The sequence below is a fragment of the Streptomyces sp. VTCC 41912 genome (assembly GCF_045799175.1).
Taxonomy (GTDB): domain Bacteria; phylum Actinomycetota; class Actinomycetes; order Streptomycetales; family Streptomycetaceae; genus Streptomyces; species Streptomyces albulus_C.
This window is the reverse complement of sequence record NZ_JBJMAB010000001.1, coordinates 446,217-468,584: the sequence shown is the minus strand read 5'-3', so window position 1 is coordinate 468,584 and position 22,368 is coordinate 446,217. Positions and strand designations below refer to the sequence as shown.

Here is a 22,368-nt window from a genome sequence, read left to right as displayed (position 1 = left end):
TCCGCCCTATTCGTGCACCGCCAACAGATATCCGGCCTGAAAACGACTTTCGGCACCCAGCGCGGCCATGATTTCCGCCACGTGTCTGCGGCAGGTACGCACCGACATGCCCAGCCGCCGGGCGACCGCCGCATCCGTCAACCCGGCGGTGAGCAGCCGAATGATGGCCTCCTTCACGTCATGGGTGATTTCCGGTTGCGTATCCGCGTCGACCGTGAACGGCACCGCCGTCAACCACATGCGCTCGTACACGTCGGTGATGAAGTCCACGACATAGGGATCCCGGACGAGCACCGCCGCGTCCTGGCTCTGCGGAACCGCGAACACCGCGCATTCCCGGTCGAACACCAAAAAGCGCATGAACTGGTCGTCCAGGGTGCGCACCTGCGCGCCGAGCCGGGTCACCTGCTCCACGTACGACTGCGTGCCCAGGCTCGACCGGGCCGTGTGCTGGTAGAGCATGCGCATCGTGACGCCCCTGCGCAGCGTGTCGTAGTCGCGGGGGGCCGCCTCCACGAGGACGTCCTCACGGCGGCCGCCGCCCGGCTGGGCGGTCAGGATCTCCCGCTTGGCCCGCGCGCTGAGTTCGGCGATCGTCCGCCGCACGTCCGCGAGGTCCTCGATCAGCTCGATCTGCCCGCCGCCGCCGCGGGCATGGGTGTCGAACGTCGAGGCGAAGGACATCATGCGCCGCCGCGCCCGCTCGATCTGGAGGCGCCGGGTGTGCATCTCGTGTTCCAGCGGCCCGATGACCCGGCTCACCGCTTCGTGCGGGGAGATGGCGACCCATCCCTGATTCGGTCCGTTCCGGAGTAGTCCCAGTGCGGTGAGTTCGGTGAGTGCGGCGGTCGTTTCGGTGAGGGGAACGCCGAGTTCGATGGCTATTTCCGCGGCGTCGGTTTCCTCGCCGAACGGGCCGCACACGGCGCCGTAGACTAATTGCAGGAATGCGTCATCGGGTGAATTCTGCCCAACGTGCGGCGTGGCGTTCATCATTCCCCTTTCGTGATCGCGACAACGGTCCACCAGGTGGCCTGTGCGGCCTCCTCCCGGGATGCGGACCTCGTTGTTCCGCGGCAGTGGTCAGGGTAAGCGATCATGTTCGAAGGCGATCGGGCCGATTCTGGCCGAGATTCGCCGGCGTTCTGCGGGGCGGGTATCGCCGCTCCGCACGACTCCCGCCGCGCACCGGACCGGAATGTCCAAAGGCTACGGATTTCCCAACGCTCCGCTATGAAGAGGCGGTTGAGTCTCCCTTTCGGCGGCGTGCGGGAGCGCCGTCGGCGCCGGTCGGGGCGAGCGCCGCGAGGTGGCGGTCCGACCGCCCCGGGGCGGCGCGTACGATCGGCTGCCCTGCCCTGCCCTGCCCTGCCCTGCCCTGCCCCGCCCTGGAGCCCGCCCGGTGACCGCCGTCCTCCCGCCGCCCCGTACCCGCGCCGGTCTGCTGCCCGTCGGGCGCACGTCCCGCACCGAGGACGGGGAGCGCCTGCACGCGCTGCTGTGGGTCGCCGGTCCGGGCTGGCGGATGATCAGCACCGCCGTGCTGGGCGGCGGCCTCGGCGAACGCGCCTGGGTCCTCAACGCCCAGGTCGCCCACGGCTACCGCCGCACCGACCCGGACCGCCACCTCGCCGAACTCGCCCGCGACGCGGGCGTGCGGGGCGCGGGCGTGGGGCTGATGACGGCCGCCGACGTCACCCGTCACGGTCAGGCGGCGGACGGGGGCGTCGAAGCCGTCGCGAGCGCCGGCATCACGGTCCGCGGCTGGGCCGCGGTGCCGGCCGAACGTGCCACGGCCCCGGTGGGTCCCGGCACGATCAACATCGTGGTCGCGCTGCCCGTGCCGCTGACGGACGCCGCCCTGGTCAACGCGGTGGCCACCGCCACCGAAGCCAAGGTCCAGGCCCTGCTGGAGGCCGGCCACGACTGTTCGGGCACCCCCACCGACGCGGTGTGCGTCGCCGCCCGCACCCCGCGCCCCGGAGAGCAGGCGCACGCCTTCGCCGGGCCGCGCTCGCTGTGGGGGGCGCGGCTGGCCCGGGCCGTCCACCGCGCCGTCGGCGGCGCCCTCCCGCCGTCCTGACCCGGTCGACCCGTCGCCCGGGCGTCACAGGCGGACGACGACCAGGGCGACGTCGTCCCGGGCGCCGCCGGACACGCCCAGCCGCGCGAGCACGGCGTCGGCCAGCCGCTGCGGGCTGAGCCGGCTCAAGTCGGCCAGCGCCGCGGTGAGCTGGCCCAGGCCGGCGTCGATGTCCTCGTCCCGGCGCTCGATCAGGCCGTCGGTGTAGAGCACCAGGGTGTCGCCGGTGCGGTAGGCGCAGCCGGCCTGGGGACGCGGCACGTGCTCGGGCCGGGCCCCCAACGGCGGGTCGGTGGCCTGGTCCAGCAGCCGGCAGGCGCCGCCCGCGCTGACCAGTACGGGCGGCGGGTGGCCGGCGCTGGAGTAGACGATCAGCTTCGAGCGGGTGTCGATCAGGGCGGTGACCGCGGTGGTCGCCAGGGCCCCCTCCACCGAGCGGGCGTACAGGCCCAGCACCTCCAGCGCCTGCGCCGGCCCGGACACCGCCCGGCTGGCCGCGGACAGCGCGCTGCGCAGCATGCCCATGACGGTGGCGGCCTCCAGACCGTGGCCGACCACGTCGCCGACGGCGACGGTGAAGCGGCCGTCGGCCAGGTCGACGGCGTCGTACCAGTCGCCGCACACGTTCAGCGAGCCCACCGCCGGCAGGTAGCGCACCGCGACGTCCTCGTGCCGGGCCAGGTCGGGGGAGTGCAGCATCGCCTCCTGGAGGGTGACCGCGACCTGCCGCTCGCGGGCGTGCGCGGCCCGCAGTTCGTCGTTGAGCCGTTGGAGCTCGCGGGCCCGCACGTACAGCTCGGCCTCCATGCTCTGTGCCCGCTGGGCCAGGGGACCGCCGTGGAAGCGGCGGGTGCGCACGAAGTCGGTGACGTCCTCGACCCGGTGGATGATGTAGGCCACCTCCCCGTCCGGTCCGCGGACCGGCGTGTTGATCGGCGACCACCAGCGTTCCTCGAAGGCGCCCGGCCGGTGCACCACCGGGATGTCGTAGCGCTGCACCGGCATGGTGTCCGCCCGGCCGGACTCCAGCACCCGGGCCAGCGAGGCGCCCAGGTTGCGGACCCCGTCGGCCATGCTGTCCGCGGGGTTGTCCGGGAACGCGACGAACAGGTGCTGCCCGACCAGCTGCTCGGGCGTGCGGTTGGTGGCCCGGCAGTACGCGTCGTTGACGTCCACGACGACCAGGTCCGTCCCCAGCACCAGGTACGGACTCGGCGTCGCGGCGAACACCGCCCGGTAGTCGAGTTCCGGCTCCACGTGCGCGCCTCCTGGGAAGGGTCGCCCCCTCTCAGCCACCACGCTACGCACCACCGGCCCGCCCCGCCCGGCTACGGGCCCGGTTCAGGCGATGTCCAGGACCGCCTTGCCGTGCAGCCGCCGGCCGAGCAGGGCGTCGACGGCCCCGGCGGCGTCGTCCCAGGCGCCGCGCCAGGCCAGGTGCGGGGTGAGGTCGCCGGCCGCCACCCGCTCGGCGAGCCAGGTCAGGTCCCGCGCGAGTCCGGTGCAGCCGAGCAGGAAGAACGTGGCGAGCGAGCGGTCGTGCCGCCCCTGGTCGCCGAAGAGCGCCCCGTACGGGAAGGTCTCGTCCGTGCCGGCGGAGTGGCCGACCGCGACCAGGGTGCCGCCCTCGGCCAACCGGTCGTAGGCGGCGACGAGTTGCGCTCCGCCCACCAGGTCGACGACCCCGTCCACGGCCGTGGTGAGCCGGTCGGGGCCGGCCACCACGTCGTGGGCGCCCAAGGCGCGCAGGCCCTCGGCGTGCCGTTCCGGGGAGCCGGTGGAGGCGATGACGTGGGCGCCGCCGAGGCGGGCGAGCTGCACCGCGTAGCGGCCGGTGCCGCCGGTGGCGCCGGTGATCAGGACGCGTCGTCCCAGGAGGGGTCCGACCCGGTGCAGGGCGCGCAGCGCGGTGGCCCCGGCCACCGGGACGGTGCTGAGGGCTCCGGGGTCGGCGCCGTCCGGCGCCACGCCCAGCAAGTCGGTGTCCACGGCGCGGAGTTCGGCCCAGCCGCCGGCCGGTCCGAGGGTGACCACGGGGGTGCCGGCGGCCGGGCCGGAACCGTCGGCCGCCGCCCGCTCGACCACCCCCGCCGCGTCCCATCCCAGGACGGTGCCGGCCGCGGCCTGCTCCAGGCCGACGGCGACCTCGCCGTAGTTGAGGGAGGTCGCCGTCACCCGCACCAGGACCTGGTGCGGGGCGGGGTCGGGGTCGGGGGCCCGGCCGATCCGGAGGCCGGCGGGGGCGGAGTGGTCGACGAGCAGAGCACGCATGGCGCGGTGCACCCTTCGTGAGGTGGTGGGAGACCCGGTTCCGCACAGTTATGCCACTCAGTGGCATAAGCCTGCAAGTGGCATTCACCCCTCGGGTACGCTGTCGCCATGGGCACCCCACCGCCGCCGCTCGCCGCCGACCGCCTCCCGCTGCGCGAACGCAAGAAGCTGCGGACCCGGGAAGCGCTGATCAGCACCGCCCTGGAACTCTTCACCGAGCGCGGCTTCCAGGGCGTGACCCTCGACGAGCTGTGCGATGCGGTGGACACCTCCAAGCGCACCTTCTTCCGCCACTTCACCAGCAAGGAAGACGTCGCCATGGCGCCGCTGGAGGACCTGTGGCGGACCTTCCTGGACGACCTGGAGACCCGCGAGCCCACCGGCGGACCGCTCGTGACGCTCCTCCAGGACGCCGTGCTCGCCGCACTGGAGCGGATGCCCGCCACCGACTGGCCCCGACGCGTCCGCCTCAACCGCCAGTTGGCCGCCCGCACCCCGTCCATGGACGCCCACGGCCTGCGCTTCTGCCAGGACACCAGCCGCGCCGCGACCGAACTGCTGCGCCGCAGGTTCGGCCTCGCCGACCCGGCCGACCTGCGCCCGCGGCTCGCCGTCGACCTGCTCGTCGCCGCGTTCCACTGCGCCCTGGACACCTGGACGTCCTCGCCGGGCACCCCCACCCGCGGCGACCTGGCCACCCACCTGCGCACCGCCTGCGCCGCCCTCCCCGCGTCCCTCAGCCTGACCGTCGCCCCGGCGCCGGCGCCCTGACGGCCCGCTCCCCGCCCGAACGCGGCGCCGCCGCCGTGTGAAGATGCTCGGCAGGCACGAGGAAAGGGCGACGATGGACCTCCTTCAGCTGCGCTACTTCCAGGTCGTGGCCCGCTACGAACACATCAGCCGGGCCGCGGAGGAACTCCGGGTCGCGCAGCCCTCGCTCAGCCGCGTCATCGCCCGCCTCGAAGCCGACTTGGGCACTGCGCTCTTCGACCGACGGGGCCGCCGGATCCGGCTCAACGCGTACGGCGTGACGTTCCTGCGGCACGTCGAGCGCGCGCTCGGCGAACTCGACGACGGGCGGCGTGCGGTGCGGGACGCCCGCGACCAGGTCCTGGGCCGGGTCGCCCTCGCCGCCGAGACCCTGCTGACCCTCACCCACGTCCTGGGCGACTTCCGTGCCGCGCACCCGCGTGCCGACGTGGTGCTCCGCCAGGCCACCGCGCCGGAGATGGAACGCCGACTGCGCGCCAGGGAGGTCGACTTCTGCCTGGCCTCCCAGCCGCTGACCGGCCCGACCCTGCACAGCGTCGAACTGGCCCGGGAGGAGGTGCTGCTGGCCGTGCCGCTCGGCCACCGGTTGGCCGGCCGGGACCGCGTGACCGTCGCCGAGATCGTCGACGAGCCGTTCGTCACCACCCGCATCGGCACCTGGCCGCGCGCCCTGCTGGAGCGGCTGTTCGCCGCCGAGGGCCGCACCCCGGTCCTGTCCTGCGAGGGCGACGAGCCGGGCGCCACCGGGGACCTGATCGGCGCCGGCCTGGGCATCGGCCTCGTCCCGGAGATGTCCCGCCGGCTCCCCGCGCGCGTGCCCGCCGCCTGGCTGCGCCTCGACGCCCCCGACTGCCACCGGGTCCTGAGCCTGGTCTGGGACCGGGAGGCCTACGTGTCCGCGGCCGCCCTGAAGTTCCGGGAGTTCGTCACCGGCCGGCCCTTCGCGTCGTACGGGCTCCCGGGTGCCGGAGCGGTCGGGAGCCCCGCCGACGGAGGGGCAGGCGGTCGGCCGGAAGGCGTAGCGCCGTCCGGCGGCGGCGTGTGACGCGCCGACTCGTCCCGTTCGGTGGCTACATTTCGGCTCCGAACGGTCCCGCGTCCGCCGCGTGGGGCACGTGTGCGCCGCCGATGGAGGAGGGGTCCGTGCTGGGCCAGCGTTCCGTTGAGGAGACCGGCAGACTGGTCGAGGTGAAGCTCGGCGGCCTCCCGGTGCACCACGAGCAGATGGCGTTGGTCGCCGGCATCCACCGCGCGGCGGCGGCCGTGCGGCAGCACGTCGAGAACTCCGTGCTGCGCGGCCCGGACCTGACGTGGACCGCGTTCGTGGTGCTCTGGGTGGTGTGGGTCCGCGGCGAGTCGGAGACCCGGCACGTCGCCGAGGAGGTCGGGATCTCCAAGGGCACGCTCACCGGTGTCGTGCGGACCTTGGAGTCCCGCGGCCTGCTGCGGCGCGCCGACCACCCCGCGGACGGCCGGCTGGTGCTGCTCCGGTTGACGGCCGACGGCGAGGCCCTGATGGGTCGGGTGGTGCCGGAGTTCAACGCCGAGGAGGCGTTCGTCACCGGGCGGCTGGACGACGCGGAGTGCCGCTGCGCGGCGGAGTTGCTGCGCCGGGTCGTGGGGCAGGTCGAGAGCCACGGTGCGGAACGGCGGTCGAGCCTGCTCGGCGGCGCCGAGCAGGCGCCGCGGCGTAGCGGCCGGCGCCGGTCGAAGGCGTGAGCGGCCGGCCGCGGTCCGCGGGGGCCGGTGGCGTCAGGGGGCGGTGGCGTCGGGGGTGTGGCCGAAGGCGTCGAGCAGGCGGGGGACGCCGCCCGCGCGAAACGCCGCGAGCATGCGGTCGGCGGGGGTCTCGCGCCGGTCCAGGCGGGTGAAGAGCGGCGCGAGGAAGGTCTCCTCCCCGGCGCCGCGGGCGCGCAGGCCGTCGGCGGCGAGTTCCAGCAGCTCCCGGATCCGGGCCAGCGCATCGGCGTCCTCCGCGGCGAGGCCGTGTGCGCTGGCGCGGACCCACAGGGCGCGCCAGTCGTCCCACGCGACCTTGTGCAGCAACGCCTCGGCGTCGTCGAGCCGTTCCACGAGACCGAGGGTGAGGGCCGCGGCCACGCCCTCCTCGCCCGGTGGGGCGACGCCGCTGGTGCGGTTCTCCACGTAGCAGCGGACCGCGTGTTCCTCGAAGTACGGCCCGAGCCGACCCCGGGTGAGGGCGGTGCGGACGTCGTCGAGGTCGGTGCGCGCGTCGAAGCCGTAGTGCAACTTGGCGGCCGGCCAGCCGTATTGGTGGATGCGGTCGAGCATCTGCCGGTCGGGGGCGATCATGATCCGTTCGCCGTCGACCCGCCGGGCCGGCACCGGCTCCGGGGACATGAGGAAGTCCCGGAAGGAGCGGCCGCCGAGCACCTCGCAGCCGCTGGTCTTGCCGTCGGTGAGGAAGTAGAGGCGGGACGCCCAGAAGTGTTCGAGGTACGCGCCGACGTCGGCGTAGGGGGTCGGCGGAATGCCGTTGGAGGTGTAACGGGCCTCCTCGGCCGACACCTTGCCGCTCCGCTCGTGCCACACCCAGTTGCGGGTCTCCTTCCACGGCTGGATCCGCCCCCGCGCGATCGGCGAACCGGCCGTGAGGGCGGTGAAGACCCCCGCGAAGCCGCTGAGCACGTTCACCGCCCGGGCCGCCTCGTTTGGTGCGACGTCGACCGCCACCTGGTGGGAGGCGATCGGGACGAACCAGTGGTGGTAGTGCCAGCGGCGGGCCAGCAGCAGGTACCAGTCCTTGCGGGTCTTGCGGGCGGCGTCGAACCAGGTGTGCGGCTGGATGCCGGCGCCGAGCACGGTGAGGCCGAGGGGGTCGAGGAGCCGGTGGAGGTCGCGCAGGATCGCGTGGGCGCCCGCGACCGCCCGGCCGATGGTCTCCGCGGGGGCCAGGGAGAGTTCCACCGTGCAGATGCCGGTGTCGGTGTCCACCTGGTCGACGAACGCCCCGTTGGGGCGGGTCACGCCGAGGGTGACGCCGGTGACCTGCTCCCGGGCGAGGGACCACCCGGGGTTTCGGGCGACGAAGGCGGGCCACAGGCGCGCCGCCGTGCCGCGGTCCATGCCGCGGCCGGTGTCCCGTGCCACGACCGGGAATTCGAGTTCCAACCCGATGCGGCGGCGGGGCGCGGGGGCGGTGGCCCCGCCCCGGTCGGCGGTCGGCCGGCTCATCCGCGAGGCCGCGCGTCGAGGGCGCGGCAGGGTTGTGGGGGCCAGCAACTGCCCTTCGTCTGCGCTGTGTTGACGTGACGGCTGGTGGATGCGGCGGGAGTGCGGGCGCGGTGGTGGCGCGGTGGCCGTGGGGTGGTGGTGGGCGGTGCGGTGGGCGGCGGCACGTGGGGCATGGGCTGGCATACCTTTCCTCGCCTGATGACGTGCTCGACGGCGCGGCCGGGGCCGTTCGCCCGGTGCGCGGGGCGCGTCGCGGAGCGGCTGGCGCCGGGGCGGTTGATTCATGTTCCGGGCGCGCTCGCCGCAAACCTGAGCGTCGTTCCCCTGCACCGGATCGGGCCATCGCGGGCCGCGGTGTGCCCCGTCGGGGCGGAACGAGGTGCGAAAAGCGCTGGACAGGACACCCCGCGACTGCAAATGTATGCAACATGACGCATGATTATTCTGTCGAGGGTGTGGCACCGGCATGGCCGACCGGCTTTCGCGCGTACACCGGCCACGGGGGACTGCGCGACCAGGGCGACGACGTCTCGATCGTGGCCTCCGACCGACCGGCCGTCAGCGCCGCCATGTTCACCAAGAGCCTCTTCGCCGGACCCGCGGTCGTCCTCAGCCGCGCCCACGCCGCCGGACAGCGACTGCGCGCCGTGGTCACCCTGGCGCAGAACGCCAACGTCGCCACCGGCCGGCAGGGCGCCGAGCACGCCGCCGAAGTGGTCGGCCGGGTCGCCGGCATCCTCGGCCTCTCCGACGACGAGGTGCTCATCGGGTCCACCGGCGTGATCGGGCGCCCCCTGCCCATGGACACCATCCGGGCGCACTTCGACGGGGCCGCACAGCGCGGCCCCGACGCCTTCACCGCGGCGCCGCTGGACGTGGCGCGGGCCATGATGACCACCGACACCCGCCCGAAGACCGCCGTCCGCACGGTCGGCGCCGCCCGGCTCGTCGGCGTCGCCAAGGGCGTCGGCATGCTGGAGCCGGACATGGCCACGATGCTGGCCTACGTCGTCACCGATGCCGAACTCGCCGCGACGGACCTGGACCGGGCGCTGCGGACGGCCGTCGACGCGACGTTCAACTGCCTGAGCGTGGACACCGACACCTCCACCTCCGACACCGTCGCGGTGCTCGCCAACGGCGCGGCCGGCCCGGTCGATCCCGAAGAGTTCGCCGCCGCCCTCGCCGCCCTCTGTCTGGACCTGACCCGGCAGCTCGCCAGCGACGGCGAGGGCGCCACCAAGCTCCTGCGGGTCACCGTGACCGAGGCGCGCGACGCCGCGCAGGCCAAGCGCATCGCCAAGAGCGTCGTCAACTCGCCCCTGGTCAAGACCGCCGTCTACGGCGCGGACCCCAACTGGGGACGGGTCCTGATGGCCGTCGGCAAGAACACCGACGACCGCGACATCGAGCCGCACCGCGTCACCGTCGCCTTCGGCGGCACCGAGGTCTACCCGACCGAGCCGACCCCGGAACTGCTCGCGGACCTCACCGCCGCGCTGCGCCGCAGCGAGGTCGACCTCGCCGTCACCCTCGGCATCGGCGACGGCGCGGCGACCGTGTTCGGCTGCGACCTGTCCCCCGGGTACGTCCGGATCAACGCGGACTACACGACGTGAACCGCCCCGCCCACGGCCCCGGCCCGTTGCTGGTCGTCCCGCAGTGGCAGTGGCAGTGGCAGTGGCAGTGGCAGTGGCAGGGGTCGGCGGCCGGCGCGCCGCAGCGGGTGGCGGCCGGCGCGCACCGCCTGGGCACCCTGCTGCCGGCTGTTCACCGGACCGGCCTTCCAACAGGGCGCCGGTGCGGGACGGTTCCGCTCAGGCGTCGACCGGCTGCCAGGCCGCTCGGTCGCCGTCCGCCCGGACCCGCCCGAAGACCACGTCGGCGAAGTGGATGCCGAAGCCGACGGTGTCCGGCTCCCGGAGTTCCGCGATCAGGCGGCGGCGGGCGGCGACGGCCGCCGCGGGGTCGTGGTCGGGGGCCGCGCGCCACTCCGGGTGGCCGATCTGGATCGGCGAGTGCAGGGCGTCGCCGAAGGCGATCAACCGCCGCCCGCCCGCGGTGATTTCGTAGCCGGCGTGCCCCGGTGTGTGGCCGCCGTAGAACCGGATCCGCACGCCGGGGAAGACCTCCTCGCCGTCCGCCACGGTCCGGACGCGGGGCGCCAGTGCGCCGAGGATCTCCGGGCCGATGCCGTGCGCCGCCATCAGGTCGCGGTGGGCCCACTCGGGCTCGGCGATCAGGTAGTCGGCGTGCGCGAAGGCGGGGCGGTCGCTGCCCGGGGCGGGGTGCCAGGCCCAGCCGAGGTGGTCGGTGTGGAGGTGGGTGACGGCCACCGCCTCGATGTCGGCCGGCGTGCGGCCGAGGGCGGCGAGGTTGTCCAGCAGCGCGCCGCCGTGCAGGGCGCCGTGGGCGTTGCCCGGTTCGGCCGGCAACGACTGCGGTCCGACGCCGGCGTCGATCAGCAGCGCCCGGTCGCCGTGCTCCACCAGGAGTCCGCCGACGCCCGCCACCAGGTTGCCGGTCGCGTCCAGGTACTCGGGGTGCGCGGCCCAGGTCGCGTCCGTGGTGTCCGGCAGCCAGCGGCGCGGGACCAGCTGCACCGCGCCGTCCGGCACGTACGTGACGGTGGTCGCGCCGAGCCGCAGGGAGCGGCGGACGGCGGGTCGGCGGAGACGTTCGTGGGTGCTGGGTGCGGCGGTGCTCATGGTCGCGGTCCTTTCGGAAGGGGCGTGCGGGGCAGGGGTGTTGCGGCGCTCCCCACTGCGGCGGGGCGCCGGCGCCGCACCGGAACGCGGCGACACCGCCACCATAAGCATCAAGCTTTAATGATTCAAGCTCGGATTATTTAGGCTAGGTGTACTTGGTAGGATGACCCCATGACGACGAACCCGGAAGAACAGGCCCTCGCGGAGCGCCAGCTGTGCGGCCTGGTGAACGGGTTGGCCCAGCAGATCGCCGACCACGTCCGCCGGCGCGCGGCCACGCTGGGCCTCACCGCCCCCCAGGCCACCGCGCTGCGCGAACTGGCCGGGCCGTTGACGATGCGGGAGCTCGCCGAGCGGATGAGCTGCGAGCCCTCCAACGCCACGTTCGTCGTCGACAAGCTCGAAAAGCAGCAGCTGATCGAGCGGCGACCGCACCCCGTCGACCGCCGCGCCAAGCAGCTCGTCCTCACCCCGCAGGGCACCGAACTCCGCGCCCGGCTGCTCGCACTCCTGGAGGCCGAGTCCCCGCTCGCCGGACTCGACGAGGAGGAACGGAGCGCGTTGCAGGGCCTGTTGGCGCGTGCCGTGGCGCACCCCGCGAAGGGCGCGCCGCCGGCGCAGCGGTGACGCGCGGGCGGTCGGGGCGCCGCGCCGCCCTCAGGCCCACTCGACGAGTTGCAGCACCACGCCGTTCGGATCGGTGACCTGGAACAGGCGCTCGCCCCAGGGCTCTTCGCGCAGCGGCATGGTGAGCGGCACCCCGGCCCGGCGCAGGCGCTCCTCGTGGCCCGCGAGGTCGGTGACGGTGAAGGCGAGGATCAGGCCGCCGGCCCGCTGGTCGCGCTGCGCGGCGGGCAGCATCTCGGTGCCGCGCTGCAACAGCACGAGGTCGACGGCGGCCGCTTCGTGGGTCAGCTTGGCGAAGCCGTCGGCGGCCGCGACCTGGGTGTAGCCGAAGTGCGCGATCAGGAAGTCGCGGGAGGCGGACACCTCGTCGACGGTCAACGAGACGGTGGAAGCGGTGATGGTGATGGGGTCTCCTCGGGGGCGGGCGGCGACGCGCACCGCAAAAATTACGACGGGCGTAAATTTAGAATGAGGGCATGGAGGGGTCAAGGGGCTTTTTATGTCGGAGGTAAAGTCGTGCCATGGATGTCGAGCCCCCCTTGGGCCTCCGCGAGGCCAAGAAGCAGGAGACCAGGCAACTGATCTCCGACCACGCCACCCGCCTCTTCCAGCGGCAGGGCTTCGAGGCGACGACGATCGCGGAGATCGCCACCGCCGCCCGCGTGGCGAAGAAGACGGTCACCAACTACTTCGCGCGCAAGGAGGACCTGGCGCTCGACCACCACGAGGAGTTCACCGCGAGCCTCGCCCGCGCCGTGGACGCCCGGGAGCCGGGGGAGTCCGCGCTCGCCGCGGTGCGCCGCGCCTTCGGCACCGCCCTGCGCGAGCGCGACCCCGTCGCGGGCTTCGCCGGGCCGGCCTTCGCCCACATGGTCGCCGACAGCCCCACCCTCACGGCCCGGCTGCGGGAACTGCACGAGCAGCGGGAACGCGCGCTGGCCGGCGCGCTCGCCGCGGCCACCGGCGCGCCGGCGGACGACGTCCTGCCCCGCGCCGCGGCCGCCCAACTGGCCGCCGCACTGCGCCTCTTGTTCGTGCGCATCCAGGAACGCACGCTGGCCGGCGACCCCGAAGCGGAGATCGCCGCGACGATCGGCGCCGAGGCCGAGCGGGTCTTCGACCAGCTCGAACCGGCCCTGGGGCGCTACGCGGTCCGGTAGTTCCGCGGGCCGGCCGCCGCCCCCCCCGGGGTGCGGGGCGCGGCGGCCGGCGCGGGGCGTCAGAGCCGGTCGAGGAGTGCGGTCAGCTTGGCGACCTCGGCGGCCTGGCCGCGGACGACGTCGTCCGCGAGCTTCTTGGCGGTGGCGTTCCGGCCGCGCCGCTGCTCGTCCTTGGCCATGTCGATCGCCCCCTTGTGGTGGGCGATCATCATCGTCGCGAACGCGCGGTCGAACGCGCGGCCCTTGGCGGCCTTGAGCGCCTTCATGTCCTCGTCGGACATCATCCCGGACATGCCGGAGCCGTGCCCGCCGGCCCCGGAACCGTGGTCCATGGAGCCGGAGCCGTGGTCCATGCCCGGCATGGCGCCGGCGGACTCGGGCTTGCCCCACGCCTTCAACCAGGCGCGCATCCGCTGGATCTCGGGGTCCTGCGCCTGCTTGATCGCCGCGACCAGCTTCTTGACCTCCGGGTCGGTGGCGCGGCCGTCGGCGAGCCGGGCCATCTCCAGGGCCTGCTGGTGGTGCGGGATCATCATCTGCGCGAACCTCACGTCCGTGTCGCCGACCGGCCCCGGGGCGGGGTTGCCGCCGGCGGTGGCGGACGGACTGCCGCCGTGGTCCGCGGAGCCCTTGCGGTCGGCTTCGGTGGCGCCGCCGCAGGCGGCGAGGAGCAGGACCGCGGAGGCGGCGAGTGCGGTGAGGGCCAGTCGGCGGGCCCCGGGACGGGGAGTCCGGCGGGCGGGGCGGTCGGTGCGCTGATGCGCGGTCATATCGATACCTCGTGCTGTCTGTGCGGTGGACTACTCGGACGAACGCGGGGGCGTGCGGGCAGCGCGGGGCGCCCGCGGTGGCGTTCGGCCTAGATCCGCAGGATCGACAGCTCGGCGAGGTCCGGGGGCCGCGGCGGGGGATGGGGCCGCATCCGGGCGAGCGTGCCGGCGCGCAGCGGGACCAGCCAGTCGGTCCGGCGGCGCAGCGCCCCGTACAGCAGGGCGGCCAGCGCCCAACTCCCCAGGACGGCCAGGCACAGCGACGTCATGTCCATCCCCGCGCCGGGCCCGTGTGAGGAGGGGCCGGGTGAGACGGCCCCGGGGTGCGCGGCGGCGTGTCGCTGGTGCGCGGCCGGCCCGGCGGCCGGGGCCGGGTGGGTGCGGGCCGCGGCGCCGTGCGCGGCGGTCGCCGCACGGGCGTCCGGCGTGTCGGAGTGGCCCGTGGGGTGGCCCAGGGTGTGCATCGCGAAGACGCCCAGGGCGAGCACGGCGACCAGCAGCAGGTGCCCCCAGGCACCGGCCGCCCGCATCCGCCGGTTCGTCCGCATCTCCTCGACCTCCCGGATCCGAGGGTAGGGCAGGCCGCGTCCGGCGGGCGGCGCACCCCCACCCCTCACCCACATACCCCCGGGGGGTGGGGTCGGGTCTGGTCGCGGAGTGCCGGTGCCGTCAGGCCGGACGAGAGGGAAAGGGGATTCGGGAAGTCTCCCCGGCCTCCCCCGCTCGCCGCCGGCCACGAGCGCCCCGGTGACAGATCTGGTGCGGTGCCGCCGGGGCCTCGGCCCCTTCCCGGTGCGTCACTGGTCCGCGGCCTGGAACCCCCGCAGCCGCAGGCTGTTGCCGACGACGAAGACCGAGGAGAAGGCCATCGCGGCCCCCGCGATCATCGGGTTGAGCAGCCCGGTCGCGGCCAGCGGCAGCGCCGCGACGTTGTACGCGAAGGCCCAGAAGAGGTTGGACTTGATGGTCCCCAGGGTGCGGCGGGAGAGCCGGATGGCGTCGGCCGCGGCCCGCAGGTCACCCCGTACGAGGGTGAGGTCGCCGGCCTCGATGGCGGCGTCGGTCCCGGTGCCCATGGCCAACCCGAGGTCCGCCCGGGCCAGCGCCGCCGCGTCGTTGACGCCGTCGCCGACCATCGCCACGGTCCTGCCCTCCTGTTGGAGGCGCCGGACCACCTCGACCTTGTCCTGCGGCAGCACTTCGGCGATCACCCGGTCCGCGTCGATGCCGACCTCGGCCGCGACGGAGCGCGCCACCGCCGCGTTGTCGCCGGTCAGCAGCACCGGCGTCAGGCCGAGCGCGCGCAGCCGGCGGATCGCCTCCGGGCTGCTGTCCTTGACGGCGTCGGCGACCTCCAGCACGGCCCGGGCCGCGCCGTCCCACGCCACCGCGATCGCGGTCCGCCCGTTCGCCTCGGCCGCCGCCTTGGCCCGGGCCAGCTCCTCAGGGAGCGGGATCGCCCATGCGGCCAGCAACTGCTCCCGGCCGACCAGCACGGCGTGCCCGTCGACGACGCCCTGGACGCCGAGCCCGGCGATGTTGGCGAAGTCCTCCGGCACCGGCAGGATGCCCACCTGCGCGCTCGCGCCCGCCGCCACGGCCCGCGCGATCGGGTGTTCCGAGGAGTGCTCCAACGCACCGGCCAGCCGCAGCACTTCGGCCTCGTCGGTGCCCGCCGCGGTGTGCGTGGCCAGCAGGGTCATCCGGCCCGTGGTGACGGTGCCGGTCTTGTCCAGGACGATGGTGTCGACCTTGCGGGTGCTCTCCAGGACCTCCGGGCCCTTGATGAGGATGCCGAGCTGTGCGCCGCGGCCGGTGCCGACCAGCAACGCGGTCGGCGTGGCGAGCCCCAGCGCGCACGGGCAGGCGATGATCAGCACCGCGACCGCCGCGGTGAAGGCGGCCGTCAGGCCGGCGCCGCTGCCGATCCAGAAGCCGAGGGTGGCCAGGGCGAGCGCGAGGACGACCGGGACGAAGACCGCGGAGATCCGGTCGGCGAGCCGCTGGGCCGCCGCCTTGCCGTTCTGCGCGTCCTCCACCAGCTTGGCCATCCGGGCCAGTTGGGTGTCCGCGCCGATGCGGGTGGCCTCCACGACGAGCCGGCCGCCGACGTTGAGGGTGGCACCGGTGACGCCGTCGCCGGCCGTGACCTCCACCGGCACCGATTCGCCGGTCAGCATCGAGGCGTCCACGGCGGACGCGCCGTCCACCACCGTGCCGTCCGTCGCGATCTTCTCGCCCGGGCGGACCAGGAACCGGTCGCCGACGCGCAACCGCCCGATCGGCACGGTCTCCTCGCGGCCGTCGCGCAGCACGGTGACGTCCTTGGCGCCCAGTTCCATCAGTGCCTTGAGCGCCGCGCCGGCCTTCCGCTTGGAGCGCGCCTCGAAGTACCGGCCGGCCAGGATGAAGGCGGTGACGCCGGCCGCCGCCTCCAGGTAGATGTTCCCCGCGCCGTCGGTGCGGGCGATGGTCAGCTCGAACGGGTGGGTCATGCCGGGGGTGCCGGCGGTGCCGAAGAACAGCGCCCACAGCGACCACAGGAACGCGGCGGAGGTGCCGACCGAGATCAGGGTGTCCATGGTGGCCGCGCCGTGCCGGGCGTTGGTCCACGCGGCGCGGTGGAACGGCCAGGCGGCGTAGGTGACGACCGGTGCGGTCAGCGTCAGCGACAGCCACTGCCAGTACGTGAACTGCAACGCCGGGACCATGGCCAGCACGATCACCGGGACGGCCAGTGCGACCGCGGTGACGAGCCGCTGCCGCAGCGGCCGCAGGGGGTCGGTCTCCGCGGTGCCGCCCGTGTCGCCCCCGGTGCCGCCCGCGGTGCCGTCCCCACCGGCGGGGACGAGCGGCGCGGGCTCCTGCGCGGTGTACCCGGTGGCCTCGACCGTGGCGATCAGGTCCCGGACCGACACGTCGTCCTGGAAGGCGACCTTCGCCTTCTCGGTGGCGTAGTTGACGGTGGCCTCGACCCCGTCCATGCGGTTGAGCTTCTTCTCGATCCGGGCCGCGCAGGAGGCGCAGGTCATGCCGCCGATGGCGAGCTCGACCTCGGTGGCGCCGGGGCTGGTGGTGGTCATGTCTGCTCCTCGCAGCTCACGGAAATAGGGGTGCGGACGGGGTGCGTGCGGGCCGGTCAAGAGGGGCTGCGACCCGGCCGCCAATACCCTAGGGGGGTATCCGGTCGGCGTGACTCATGTATACCCCCCGCCCGTATGCATGGCAAGCACCCGTGGCGGGTTGACTTGTTACCCCCTGGGGGTATGGTGTGGGCGCATCGATCGGCCGCGACACCGGCGGTACCCGCCACCGGCGGCCCCTGAGGAGGGATTGCGCCATGCACACCGGACTGAAGGTCGGGATCTTCGCCACCGCGCTCGCCGCGACGTTCGGCTCCGCCTACGGCGTGGGGAAGGCGGTCGGCCCCGTACTGCCGGACGCCCCCGCGGCCCGGCACGCCGGGCACGCCGGGCACGCCGGGCGGAGCGGCGGAGCGACCGCCCCGGCCGCGCCCGGCGGACTCCGGGTCGCCGAGGGCGGCTACGCCCTCGACCTGAAGACCCCGGCGGTCACCGCCGGCACCCCCGCCGACGCGGGTGCGGACGGAGTCACCGGCGGCGACCGCCAGGCGGCCGGCGGCGCCCGTCGGCACTGACCGCCCGGGCCGCCGTGCCCCGCCCGAGCGGCTGCGCCGGCCCCGGCCACCGCCCCCGGTCTTGACTCTTTCCACCACGAGAGCAGCCGGGAGCTTTACTGCACATTGGTTGCAAGTAAAACCAACCCGCAGGAATGTAGGGGGGTGCTCCGGTAGAGGCCGGTGCCGAACGGAAGAAAGCAGTACCAGCCATGCCTACGCCCCCCGCCCTGACCCTGGCCGGACAGGCCCCGCCGTCACGCCGACAGCGGATCGCGCGGTCCATGACCCGCGCCGAGTGGGGGCGGATGGCGGGCATGGCCGGGTTCATTCTCGCGCTGCACGTGATCGGCTGGTTCACCCTGGTGGCGATCGTGGCCCCGGAGCACTACAGCCTCGGCACCAAGAGCTTCGGCATCGGCATCGGGGTGACCGCGTACACCCTCGGCATGCGGCACGCCTTCGACGCCGACCACATCGCCGCCATCGACAACACCACCCGCAAGCTCATGCACGAGGGGCAGCGGCCGCTCTCGGTCGGCTTCTGGTTCTCGCTGGGCCACTCCAGCATCGTCTTCGGCCTGGCGTTCCTGCTGTCCCTCGGCGTCAAGGCGCTCGCCGGACCGGTCAAGGACGACAACTCCCAGCTGCACGCGGTGACCGGCCTGATCGGCACGACCGTCTCGGGCGTCTTCCTCTACGTCATCGCCGCGATCAACATCGTGATCCTGGTCGGGATCTGGGGGGTCTTCCGGCGGATGCGGGCCGGCGACTTCGACGAGGCCGCGCTGGAGGACCAGCTCAACAACCGCGGCCTGATGAACCGCCTGCTCGGCCGCGTCATGAAGTCGATCACCAAGCCCTGGCAGATGTACCCGCTGGGCCTGCTCTTCGGCCTCGGCTTCGACACCGCCACCGAGGTCGCGCTGCTGGTACTGGCCGGCTCCGGTGCCGCCTCCGGGCTGCCCTGGTACGCCATCCTCTGCCTGCCGGTGCTGTTCGCTGCCGGCATGAGCCTGCTCGACACCATCGACGGCTCGTTCATGAACTTCGCCTACGGCTGGGCCTTCTCCAAGCCGGTCCGCAAGGTCTACTACAACCTCACCATCACCGGTCTCTCGGTGGCCGTCGCCCTGATCATCGGGACGGTGGAGCTCCTCGGCCTGCTCGCCGACAAGTTCGACCTGCACGGCGCCTTCTGGAACTGGGTCGGCGGCCTGGACCTCAACGTCATCGGCTTCGCCATCGTCGGACTGTTCTTCCTCACCTGGATCGTCGCCCTCGCCGTCTGGAAGTTCGGGCGCATCGAGGAGAAGTGGACGGCCCACGTCCGCCCGGCGGAGGAGCCGGCCGCGGACTGATCCCACCGTGCCGCCCCGGCGCCCCGCGGCCCGCTCTCCGGGCGGGCCGCGGGGCGCCGGCGTCAGGGCGCGGGGGTTGCGGCGTCGCCGGAACCGGCGTCCTCGGCGGCGTGCGAGGCCAGCACGCCGGTGCGGTGCCGCTGCACGAACCAGTAGTAGGCGAACCCGCCCAGCCCCACCACACCGATGAACACGAACGCGCCCCAGCGCAGGTACCAGTGCTGCGGGCCGGTGGCGTTGTAGACCGCCGCGCGCGGCCAGGCGAGGTTGATCGACATCGCCAGGCCCCAGAGCACCGCCAGCACGTTCACCGGCAACCCGAACCTGCCCAGCGAGAAGCTGCCCTTCGGCACCGACCAGTTGCCGCGCAGCCGCTGCACCAGCATCGGCAGCGTCACCATCAGGTAGGCCAGGTAGATCATGATGATCGCGATGCTGGTGATCACCGAGAAGATCTGCGGCTGGTCGACGTTGATCAGCAGGATCACGATCCCGACCAGCCCGATCACGATCGCGGGCACCACCGGCGTCTGGAACCGCGGGCTGACCCGGGCCAGCTGCCCGGACGCCGGGAGGTTGTTGTCGCGGGCCATCGCGAACGCCAGCCGGATGGCCGCGGTGTGCACCGCCAGCTCGCAGACGGTGATCGCGATGACCACGCACCACAGCACGGCCTGACCGACCGTCGACCCCAAGGTGGCCAGGACCACGTACTGCAGGCCGTCCACCGACAACCGCTCGTCGTGCAGGTCGGGCACCGCCAGCAGCGCGAACAGCAGGATCAGGCCGCCGATGAGGAACGAGGCGACCAGCGCCCGCAGGATCGCCCGGGGCGCGTTGCGGGCCGGATCCTTGGACTCCTCACCGAGCGAGGAGGCGGTGTCGAAGCCGTACATGACGTAGGCGGAGGCGAGCGAGGCGGTCAGGAACGCGCCCAGGTACCCCAGACTCTGGCCCTGGCCCTTGCCGAAGGTGTCCGTCAGCGCGGTCGCCGGGCCGCGGGTGACGTGCGCCGCCAGCAGCAGGATCAGCACGACGGCGGCGATCAGCTCGATGGCCACGCCCGCCGAGTTGATCCGCGCCATCAGCTTCACGCCGAAGGCGTTGACCAGGGTGGTGAAGGCGATCAGGACGGCGCCCAGGAGGACCGCGTTGGCGGCCGCGTCGGTCTTGCCGGTGCCGTCCCCGACGAACTGGAACCACGACGAGATCTGCGGCAGCGTCACCTGGTACGCCAGTGCCACCGCGGCCAGCGACACCATGGACGCGGTGAGCATCATCCAGCCGCCGAGCCAGCCCACGTGCGGACCGCCGAGCTGCTTCGCCCAGTTGTAGATGGACCCGGCCACCGGATAGCGGCAGGCCAGCTCGCAGAAGCAGAGCGCCACCATCAGCTGGCCGACGAAGACCATCGGCCAGGACCACCAGTACGCGGGACCGCCGTGGCTCACGCCGAAGTAGAACAGCTGGAAGGTGCCGGTGAGGATGGAGATGTAGCTGATGCCGGCGGCGAAGGTGTGGAAGGTGCCGAGGGTCCGCTTGAGTTCGGGCTTGTAGCCGAGCTCCGCCAGCGCCCCGTCCTCGTGCCCCGCGTCGTGCCCGCCGTCGCCGGACGGACCGCCGGCGCCGGAGCCCGGTGGCACGGAACCGCTCACTCGAACCACCTCTGCGGGACCGGCGCGGTGTTCCGCCAGACGTGCTTTGCCTCCTGGTACTCCGCCAGCCCGGCCGGCCCCAACTCCCGGCCGACCCCGGACTGCTTCATCCCGCCCCACTCGGCCTGCGGCACGTACGGATGGAAGTCGTTGATCCACACCGTGCCGGCCCGCAGCCGGGACGCCACCCGGTGCGCACGCTCGGCGTCCTGGGTCCACACCGCCCCGGCCAGCCCGTACACCGTGTCGTTGGCCAGCGACACCGCCTCCGCCTCGTCCCGGAACCGCTCCACGGTCAGCACCGGCCCGAACGACTCGTCGCGCACCACCGACATGTCCGGGGTGCACTCGTCGAGCACCGTCGGCAGGTAGTAGAAGCCGTCCGCCAACTCCGGATCGTCCGGTGGCGCCCCACCGCAGCGCAGTACGGCGCCCTCGGCCAGCCCGGCCGCCACGTACGCCGCGACCTTCGCCCGGTGCTCCGCGGAGATCAGCGGCCCGGTGCGGGCCCGCTCGTCGAACGGGCCGCCGAGCGGGATCCGCCGGGCCCGGGCGACCAGTTCGTCGACGAAGCGGTCGTGCAGCTCGTCCTGGACGAGCAGCCGCGCGCCGGCCGAGCAGACCTGCCCGGAGTGCAGGAAGACCGCGGTCAGGGCGTAGTCGACGGCGGTGTCGAAGTCGGCGTCCGCGAAGACGATGTTGGGGTTCTTGCCGCCCAGTTCGAGGGCGATCTTCTTGACCGTGGGGGCCGCCGCGGCCATGATCCGACGGCCGGTCACCAGCCCGCCGGTGAACGACACCAGGTCCACCCGCGGATCCTCGGTCAGCGGCGCCCCCACCAGCGGGCCGGTGCCCAGCACCAGGTTCGCCGCGCCGTCCGGCACCCCGGCCTCGGCCAGCAGCCGCATCAGGTGGATCGCGGTGTGCGGCGTCAGCTCGCTCGGCTTCAGCACGAAGGTGTTCCCGGTGACCAGGGCCGGCGCGACCTTCCAGGCGGTCTGCAACAGGGGGTAGTTCCACGGCGTGATCAGCGCGCAGACCCCGACCGGCTCGTGCCGCACGGTGCTGTCCACCTCGGGCGTCCCGGCGTCCACCACCCGGTCGGTGCCGCCGGACGCGCCGAGGTTGCCGAAGTACCGGAAGCAGCCGGCGATGTCGTCCATGTCGTAGCCGCTCTCCACCAGCCGCTTGCCGGTGTCCAGCGACTCGGCCCGGGCCAGCGCCTGGCGGTCCCGTTCCAGCAGCTCGGCGACGCGGAGCACCACCCGCCCGCGCTCGGCGGCCGGGGTCCCGGGCCAGGGCCCGTCGTCGAACGCCAGCCGGGCGGCGGCGACCGCGGCCGCCGCGTCCTTCGGGCCGCCCTCGTCGACCGTCGCGACCAGCGTGCCGTCCGCCGGGCAGCGGATCTCCCGCGCCTGCCCGTCGGCCGCTGCGGTCCACTGACCGCCGATGAACAGCTCCGGCATGGGTGCGCCTCCGGTCTCGTCTCCGGGCGGGGGCACGCACGGGACGGGCGCCCTGCCGCGGTGATCTCTGACGGTGGTGATCTGGGTACCGAGCGTAAGGGGGGCGTCGGGGGAGTGCACGGTGCGCGACGGCGGCGCGCGCGGGCGGGGTGCGGGGTGGGGCCGATGGGGTGACCGACCGGCGCTGTCCGACAATGGGGGCATGCACCTCGTCCCCGACGCCGCCGCGTACCTCGCCGGCCGCTGGCACATCGAGCGCACCGTGCACGACCTGCGAGCCGACACCACCGGCACCTTCCGGGGCACCGCGGACTTCATCCCGGACGGCCCGGACGGCGCGCTGCGCCATGCCGAGGAGGGCGTGCTGACCTGGCAGGGCGTCGAGCACCCGGCGACCCGCACGCTGTGGCTGCGGCCCCGGACCGACGGCACCGCCGCCGTCACCTTCGAAGACGGCCGGCCCTTCCACGACCTGGACCTGCGCAGCGGCCGGTGGACCGCGGTCCACCCCTGCGCCGCGGACCACTACGAGGGCACCTTCACCGTCCTCGCAGCGGACCGTTGGGACCTGACGTGGCGGGTCACCGGCCCGCACAAGGACCAGCTGCTGCGCTCGGTCCACCGCCGGGCCGACTGACGCCCGCGCCCACCGGTGCGAGCCGCC

At 73.8% G+C, this 22,368-nt stretch carries 21 protein-coding genes; 10 read left to right on the top strand and 11 right to left on the bottom strand.

What is annotated here, in order from left to right:
* Nucleotides 1–6: 6 nt before the first annotated feature.
* Nucleotides 7–996 (bottom strand): LuxR C-terminal-related transcriptional regulator, encoded by a 990-nt coding sequence (locus ACJ6WD_RS02145; RefSeq protein ID WP_407615021.1) that lies wholly within the window; start codon nucleotides 994–996, stop codon nucleotides 7–9.
* 406 nt (nucleotides 997–1,402) lie between these two features.
* On the opposite strand from ACJ6WD_RS02145, the gene ACJ6WD_RS02140 reads away from it, so the two are divergent.
* Nucleotides 1,403–2,083, top strand: coding sequence for an adenosylcobinamide amidohydrolase (locus ACJ6WD_RS02140; protein ID WP_233656405.1), 681 nt, complete (start codon nucleotides 1,403–1,405; stop codon nucleotides 2,081–2,083).
* A 24-nt stretch (nucleotides 2,084–2,107) separates the two neighbouring features.
* On the opposite strand, the gene ACJ6WD_RS02135 is transcribed toward ACJ6WD_RS02140, so the two are convergent.
* Together ACJ6WD_RS02135 and ACJ6WD_RS02130 are read right to left on the bottom strand one after the other, a co-directional pair.
* Nucleotides 2,108–3,340 (bottom strand): SpoIIE family protein phosphatase, encoded by a 1,233-nt coding sequence (locus ACJ6WD_RS02135; protein ID WP_331246479.1) that lies wholly within the window; start codon nucleotides 3,338–3,340, stop codon nucleotides 2,108–2,110.
* Between the two features lie 84 nt (nucleotides 3,341–3,424).
* On the bottom strand, nucleotides 3,425–4,354 hold the full coding sequence (locus ACJ6WD_RS02130) for a zinc-binding dehydrogenase (protein WP_407615020.1): 930 nt from the start codon (nucleotides 4,352–4,354) through the stop codon (nucleotides 3,425–3,427).
* A 108-nt stretch (nucleotides 4,355–4,462) separates the two neighbouring features.
* Between ACJ6WD_RS02130 and ACJ6WD_RS02125 the strand changes: the two genes are divergently transcribed.
* The 3 genes from ACJ6WD_RS02125 (at nucleotide 4,463) to ACJ6WD_RS02115 (ending at nucleotide 6,844) form a co-directional block, all read left to right on the top strand.
* The gene (locus tag ACJ6WD_RS02125) at nucleotides 4,463–5,125 is read left to right on the top strand and encodes a TetR/AcrR family transcriptional regulator (protein ID WP_233656409.1); all 663 of its coding nucleotides are present in this window, start codon (nucleotides 4,463–4,465) and stop codon (nucleotides 5,123–5,125) included.
* Nucleotides 5,126–5,198: 73 nt separating this feature from the next.
* On the top strand, nucleotides 5,199–6,170 hold the full coding sequence (locus ACJ6WD_RS02120; RefSeq protein ID WP_407615019.1) for a LysR family transcriptional regulator: 972 nt from the start codon (nucleotides 5,199–5,201) through the stop codon (nucleotides 6,168–6,170).
* Nucleotides 6,171–6,253: 83 nt separating this feature from the next.
* Nucleotides 6,254–6,844: a MarR family transcriptional regulator gene (locus ACJ6WD_RS02115; RefSeq protein WP_267952222.1), complete on the top strand. Its 591-nt coding sequence runs from the start codon at nucleotides 6,254–6,256 to the stop codon at nucleotides 6,842–6,844.
* A gap of 33 nt (nucleotides 6,845–6,877) precedes the next feature.
* Here the strand turns inward: ACJ6WD_RS02115 and ACJ6WD_RS02110 are convergent, their stop codons facing one another.
* Nucleotides 6,878–8,503 (bottom strand): glutamate-cysteine ligase family protein, encoded by a 1,626-nt coding sequence (locus ACJ6WD_RS02110; RefSeq protein WP_407615018.1) that lies wholly within the window; start codon nucleotides 8,501–8,503, stop codon nucleotides 6,878–6,880.
* Nucleotides 8,504–8,748: 245 nt separating this feature from the next.
* Between ACJ6WD_RS02110 and argJ the strand changes: the two genes are divergently transcribed.
* The gene (argJ, locus tag ACJ6WD_RS02105) at nucleotides 8,749–9,939 is read left to right on the top strand and encodes a bifunctional glutamate N-acetyltransferase/amino-acid acetyltransferase ArgJ (RefSeq protein ID WP_233656413.1); all 1,191 of its coding nucleotides are present in this window, start codon (nucleotides 8,749–8,751) and stop codon (nucleotides 9,937–9,939) included.
* A gap of 198 nt (nucleotides 9,940–10,137) precedes the next feature.
* On the opposite strand, the gene ACJ6WD_RS02100 is transcribed toward argJ, so the two are convergent.
* Complete coding sequence (locus tag ACJ6WD_RS02100; RefSeq protein WP_407615017.1) at nucleotides 10,138–11,028, bottom strand: MBL fold metallo-hydrolase; 891 nt, start codon at nucleotides 11,026–11,028, stop codon at nucleotides 10,138–10,140.
* A 171-nt stretch (nucleotides 11,029–11,199) separates the two neighbouring features.
* Between ACJ6WD_RS02100 and ACJ6WD_RS02095 the strand changes: the two genes are divergently transcribed.
* Nucleotides 11,200–11,655, top strand: a complete 456-nt coding sequence (locus ACJ6WD_RS02095; RefSeq protein WP_407615016.1) for a MarR family winged helix-turn-helix transcriptional regulator — start codon at nucleotides 11,200–11,202, stop codon at nucleotides 11,653–11,655.
* Nucleotides 11,656–11,685: 30 nt separating this feature from the next.
* Here ACJ6WD_RS02095 and ACJ6WD_RS02090 read toward each other — a convergent pair whose 3' ends face one another.
* Nucleotides 11,686–12,060 (bottom strand): VOC family protein, encoded by a 375-nt coding sequence (locus ACJ6WD_RS02090; protein WP_407615108.1) that lies wholly within the window; start codon nucleotides 12,058–12,060, stop codon nucleotides 11,686–11,688.
* Between the two features lie 116 nt (nucleotides 12,061–12,176).
* Between ACJ6WD_RS02090 and ACJ6WD_RS02085 the strand changes: the two genes are divergently transcribed.
* Complete coding sequence (locus ACJ6WD_RS02085) at nucleotides 12,177–12,815, top strand: TetR/AcrR family transcriptional regulator (RefSeq protein ID WP_233656417.1); 639 nt, start codon at nucleotides 12,177–12,179, stop codon at nucleotides 12,813–12,815.
* 59 nt (nucleotides 12,816–12,874) lie between these two features.
* Here ACJ6WD_RS02085 and ACJ6WD_RS02080 read toward each other — a convergent pair whose 3' ends face one another.
* The 3 genes from ACJ6WD_RS02080 to ACJ6WD_RS02070 form a co-directional block, all read right to left on the bottom strand.
* The gene (locus ACJ6WD_RS02080) at nucleotides 12,875–13,585 is read right to left on the bottom strand and encodes a DUF305 domain-containing protein (RefSeq protein WP_407615015.1); all 711 of its coding nucleotides are present in this window, start codon (nucleotides 13,583–13,585) and stop codon (nucleotides 12,875–12,877) included.
* An 89-nt stretch (nucleotides 13,586–13,674) separates the two neighbouring features.
* The gene (locus tag ACJ6WD_RS02075; RefSeq protein WP_233656420.1) at nucleotides 13,675–14,133 is read right to left on the bottom strand and encodes a DUF6153 family protein; all 459 of its coding nucleotides are present in this window, start codon (nucleotides 14,131–14,133) and stop codon (nucleotides 13,675–13,677) included.
* A 249-nt stretch (nucleotides 14,134–14,382) separates the two neighbouring features.
* On the bottom strand, nucleotides 14,383–16,668 hold the full coding sequence (locus ACJ6WD_RS02070; protein ID WP_407615014.1) for a heavy metal translocating P-type ATPase: 2,286 nt from the start codon (nucleotides 16,666–16,668) through the stop codon (nucleotides 14,383–14,385).
* Nucleotides 16,669–16,925: 257 nt separating this feature from the next.
* On the opposite strand from ACJ6WD_RS02070, the gene ACJ6WD_RS02065 reads away from it, so the two are divergent.
* Nucleotides 16,926–17,243 (top strand): hypothetical protein, encoded by a 318-nt coding sequence (locus ACJ6WD_RS02065; RefSeq protein ID WP_407615013.1) that lies wholly within the window; start codon nucleotides 16,926–16,928, stop codon nucleotides 17,241–17,243.
* Between the two features lie 263 nt (nucleotides 17,244–17,506).
* On the top strand, nucleotides 17,507–18,583 hold the full coding sequence (locus tag ACJ6WD_RS02060) for a HoxN/HupN/NixA family nickel/cobalt transporter (RefSeq protein WP_407615107.1): 1,077 nt from the start codon (nucleotides 17,507–17,509) through the stop codon (nucleotides 18,581–18,583).
* 62 nt (nucleotides 18,584–18,645) lie between these two features.
* Here ACJ6WD_RS02060 and ACJ6WD_RS02055 read toward each other — a convergent pair whose 3' ends face one another.
* Nucleotides 18,646–20,238, bottom strand: coding sequence for an APC family permease (locus ACJ6WD_RS02055; protein ID WP_233656423.1), 1,593 nt, complete (start codon nucleotides 20,236–20,238; stop codon nucleotides 18,646–18,648).
* Entirely contained in the window at nucleotides 20,235–21,704 is a 1,470-nt protein-coding gene (locus ACJ6WD_RS02050) for an aldehyde dehydrogenase family protein (RefSeq protein WP_233656424.1), read from the bottom strand. Before ACJ6WD_RS02050 ends, ACJ6WD_RS02055 begins: the two co-directional genes overlap by 4 nt.
* A gap of 202 nt (nucleotides 21,705–21,906) precedes the next feature.
* On the opposite strand from ACJ6WD_RS02050, the gene ACJ6WD_RS02045 reads away from it, so the two are divergent.
* Nucleotides 21,907–22,341: a DUF6314 family protein gene (locus tag ACJ6WD_RS02045; protein ID WP_407615012.1), complete on the top strand. Its 435-nt coding sequence runs from the start codon at nucleotides 21,907–21,909 to the stop codon at nucleotides 22,339–22,341.
* Nucleotides 22,342–22,368 lie beyond the last annotated feature (27 nt).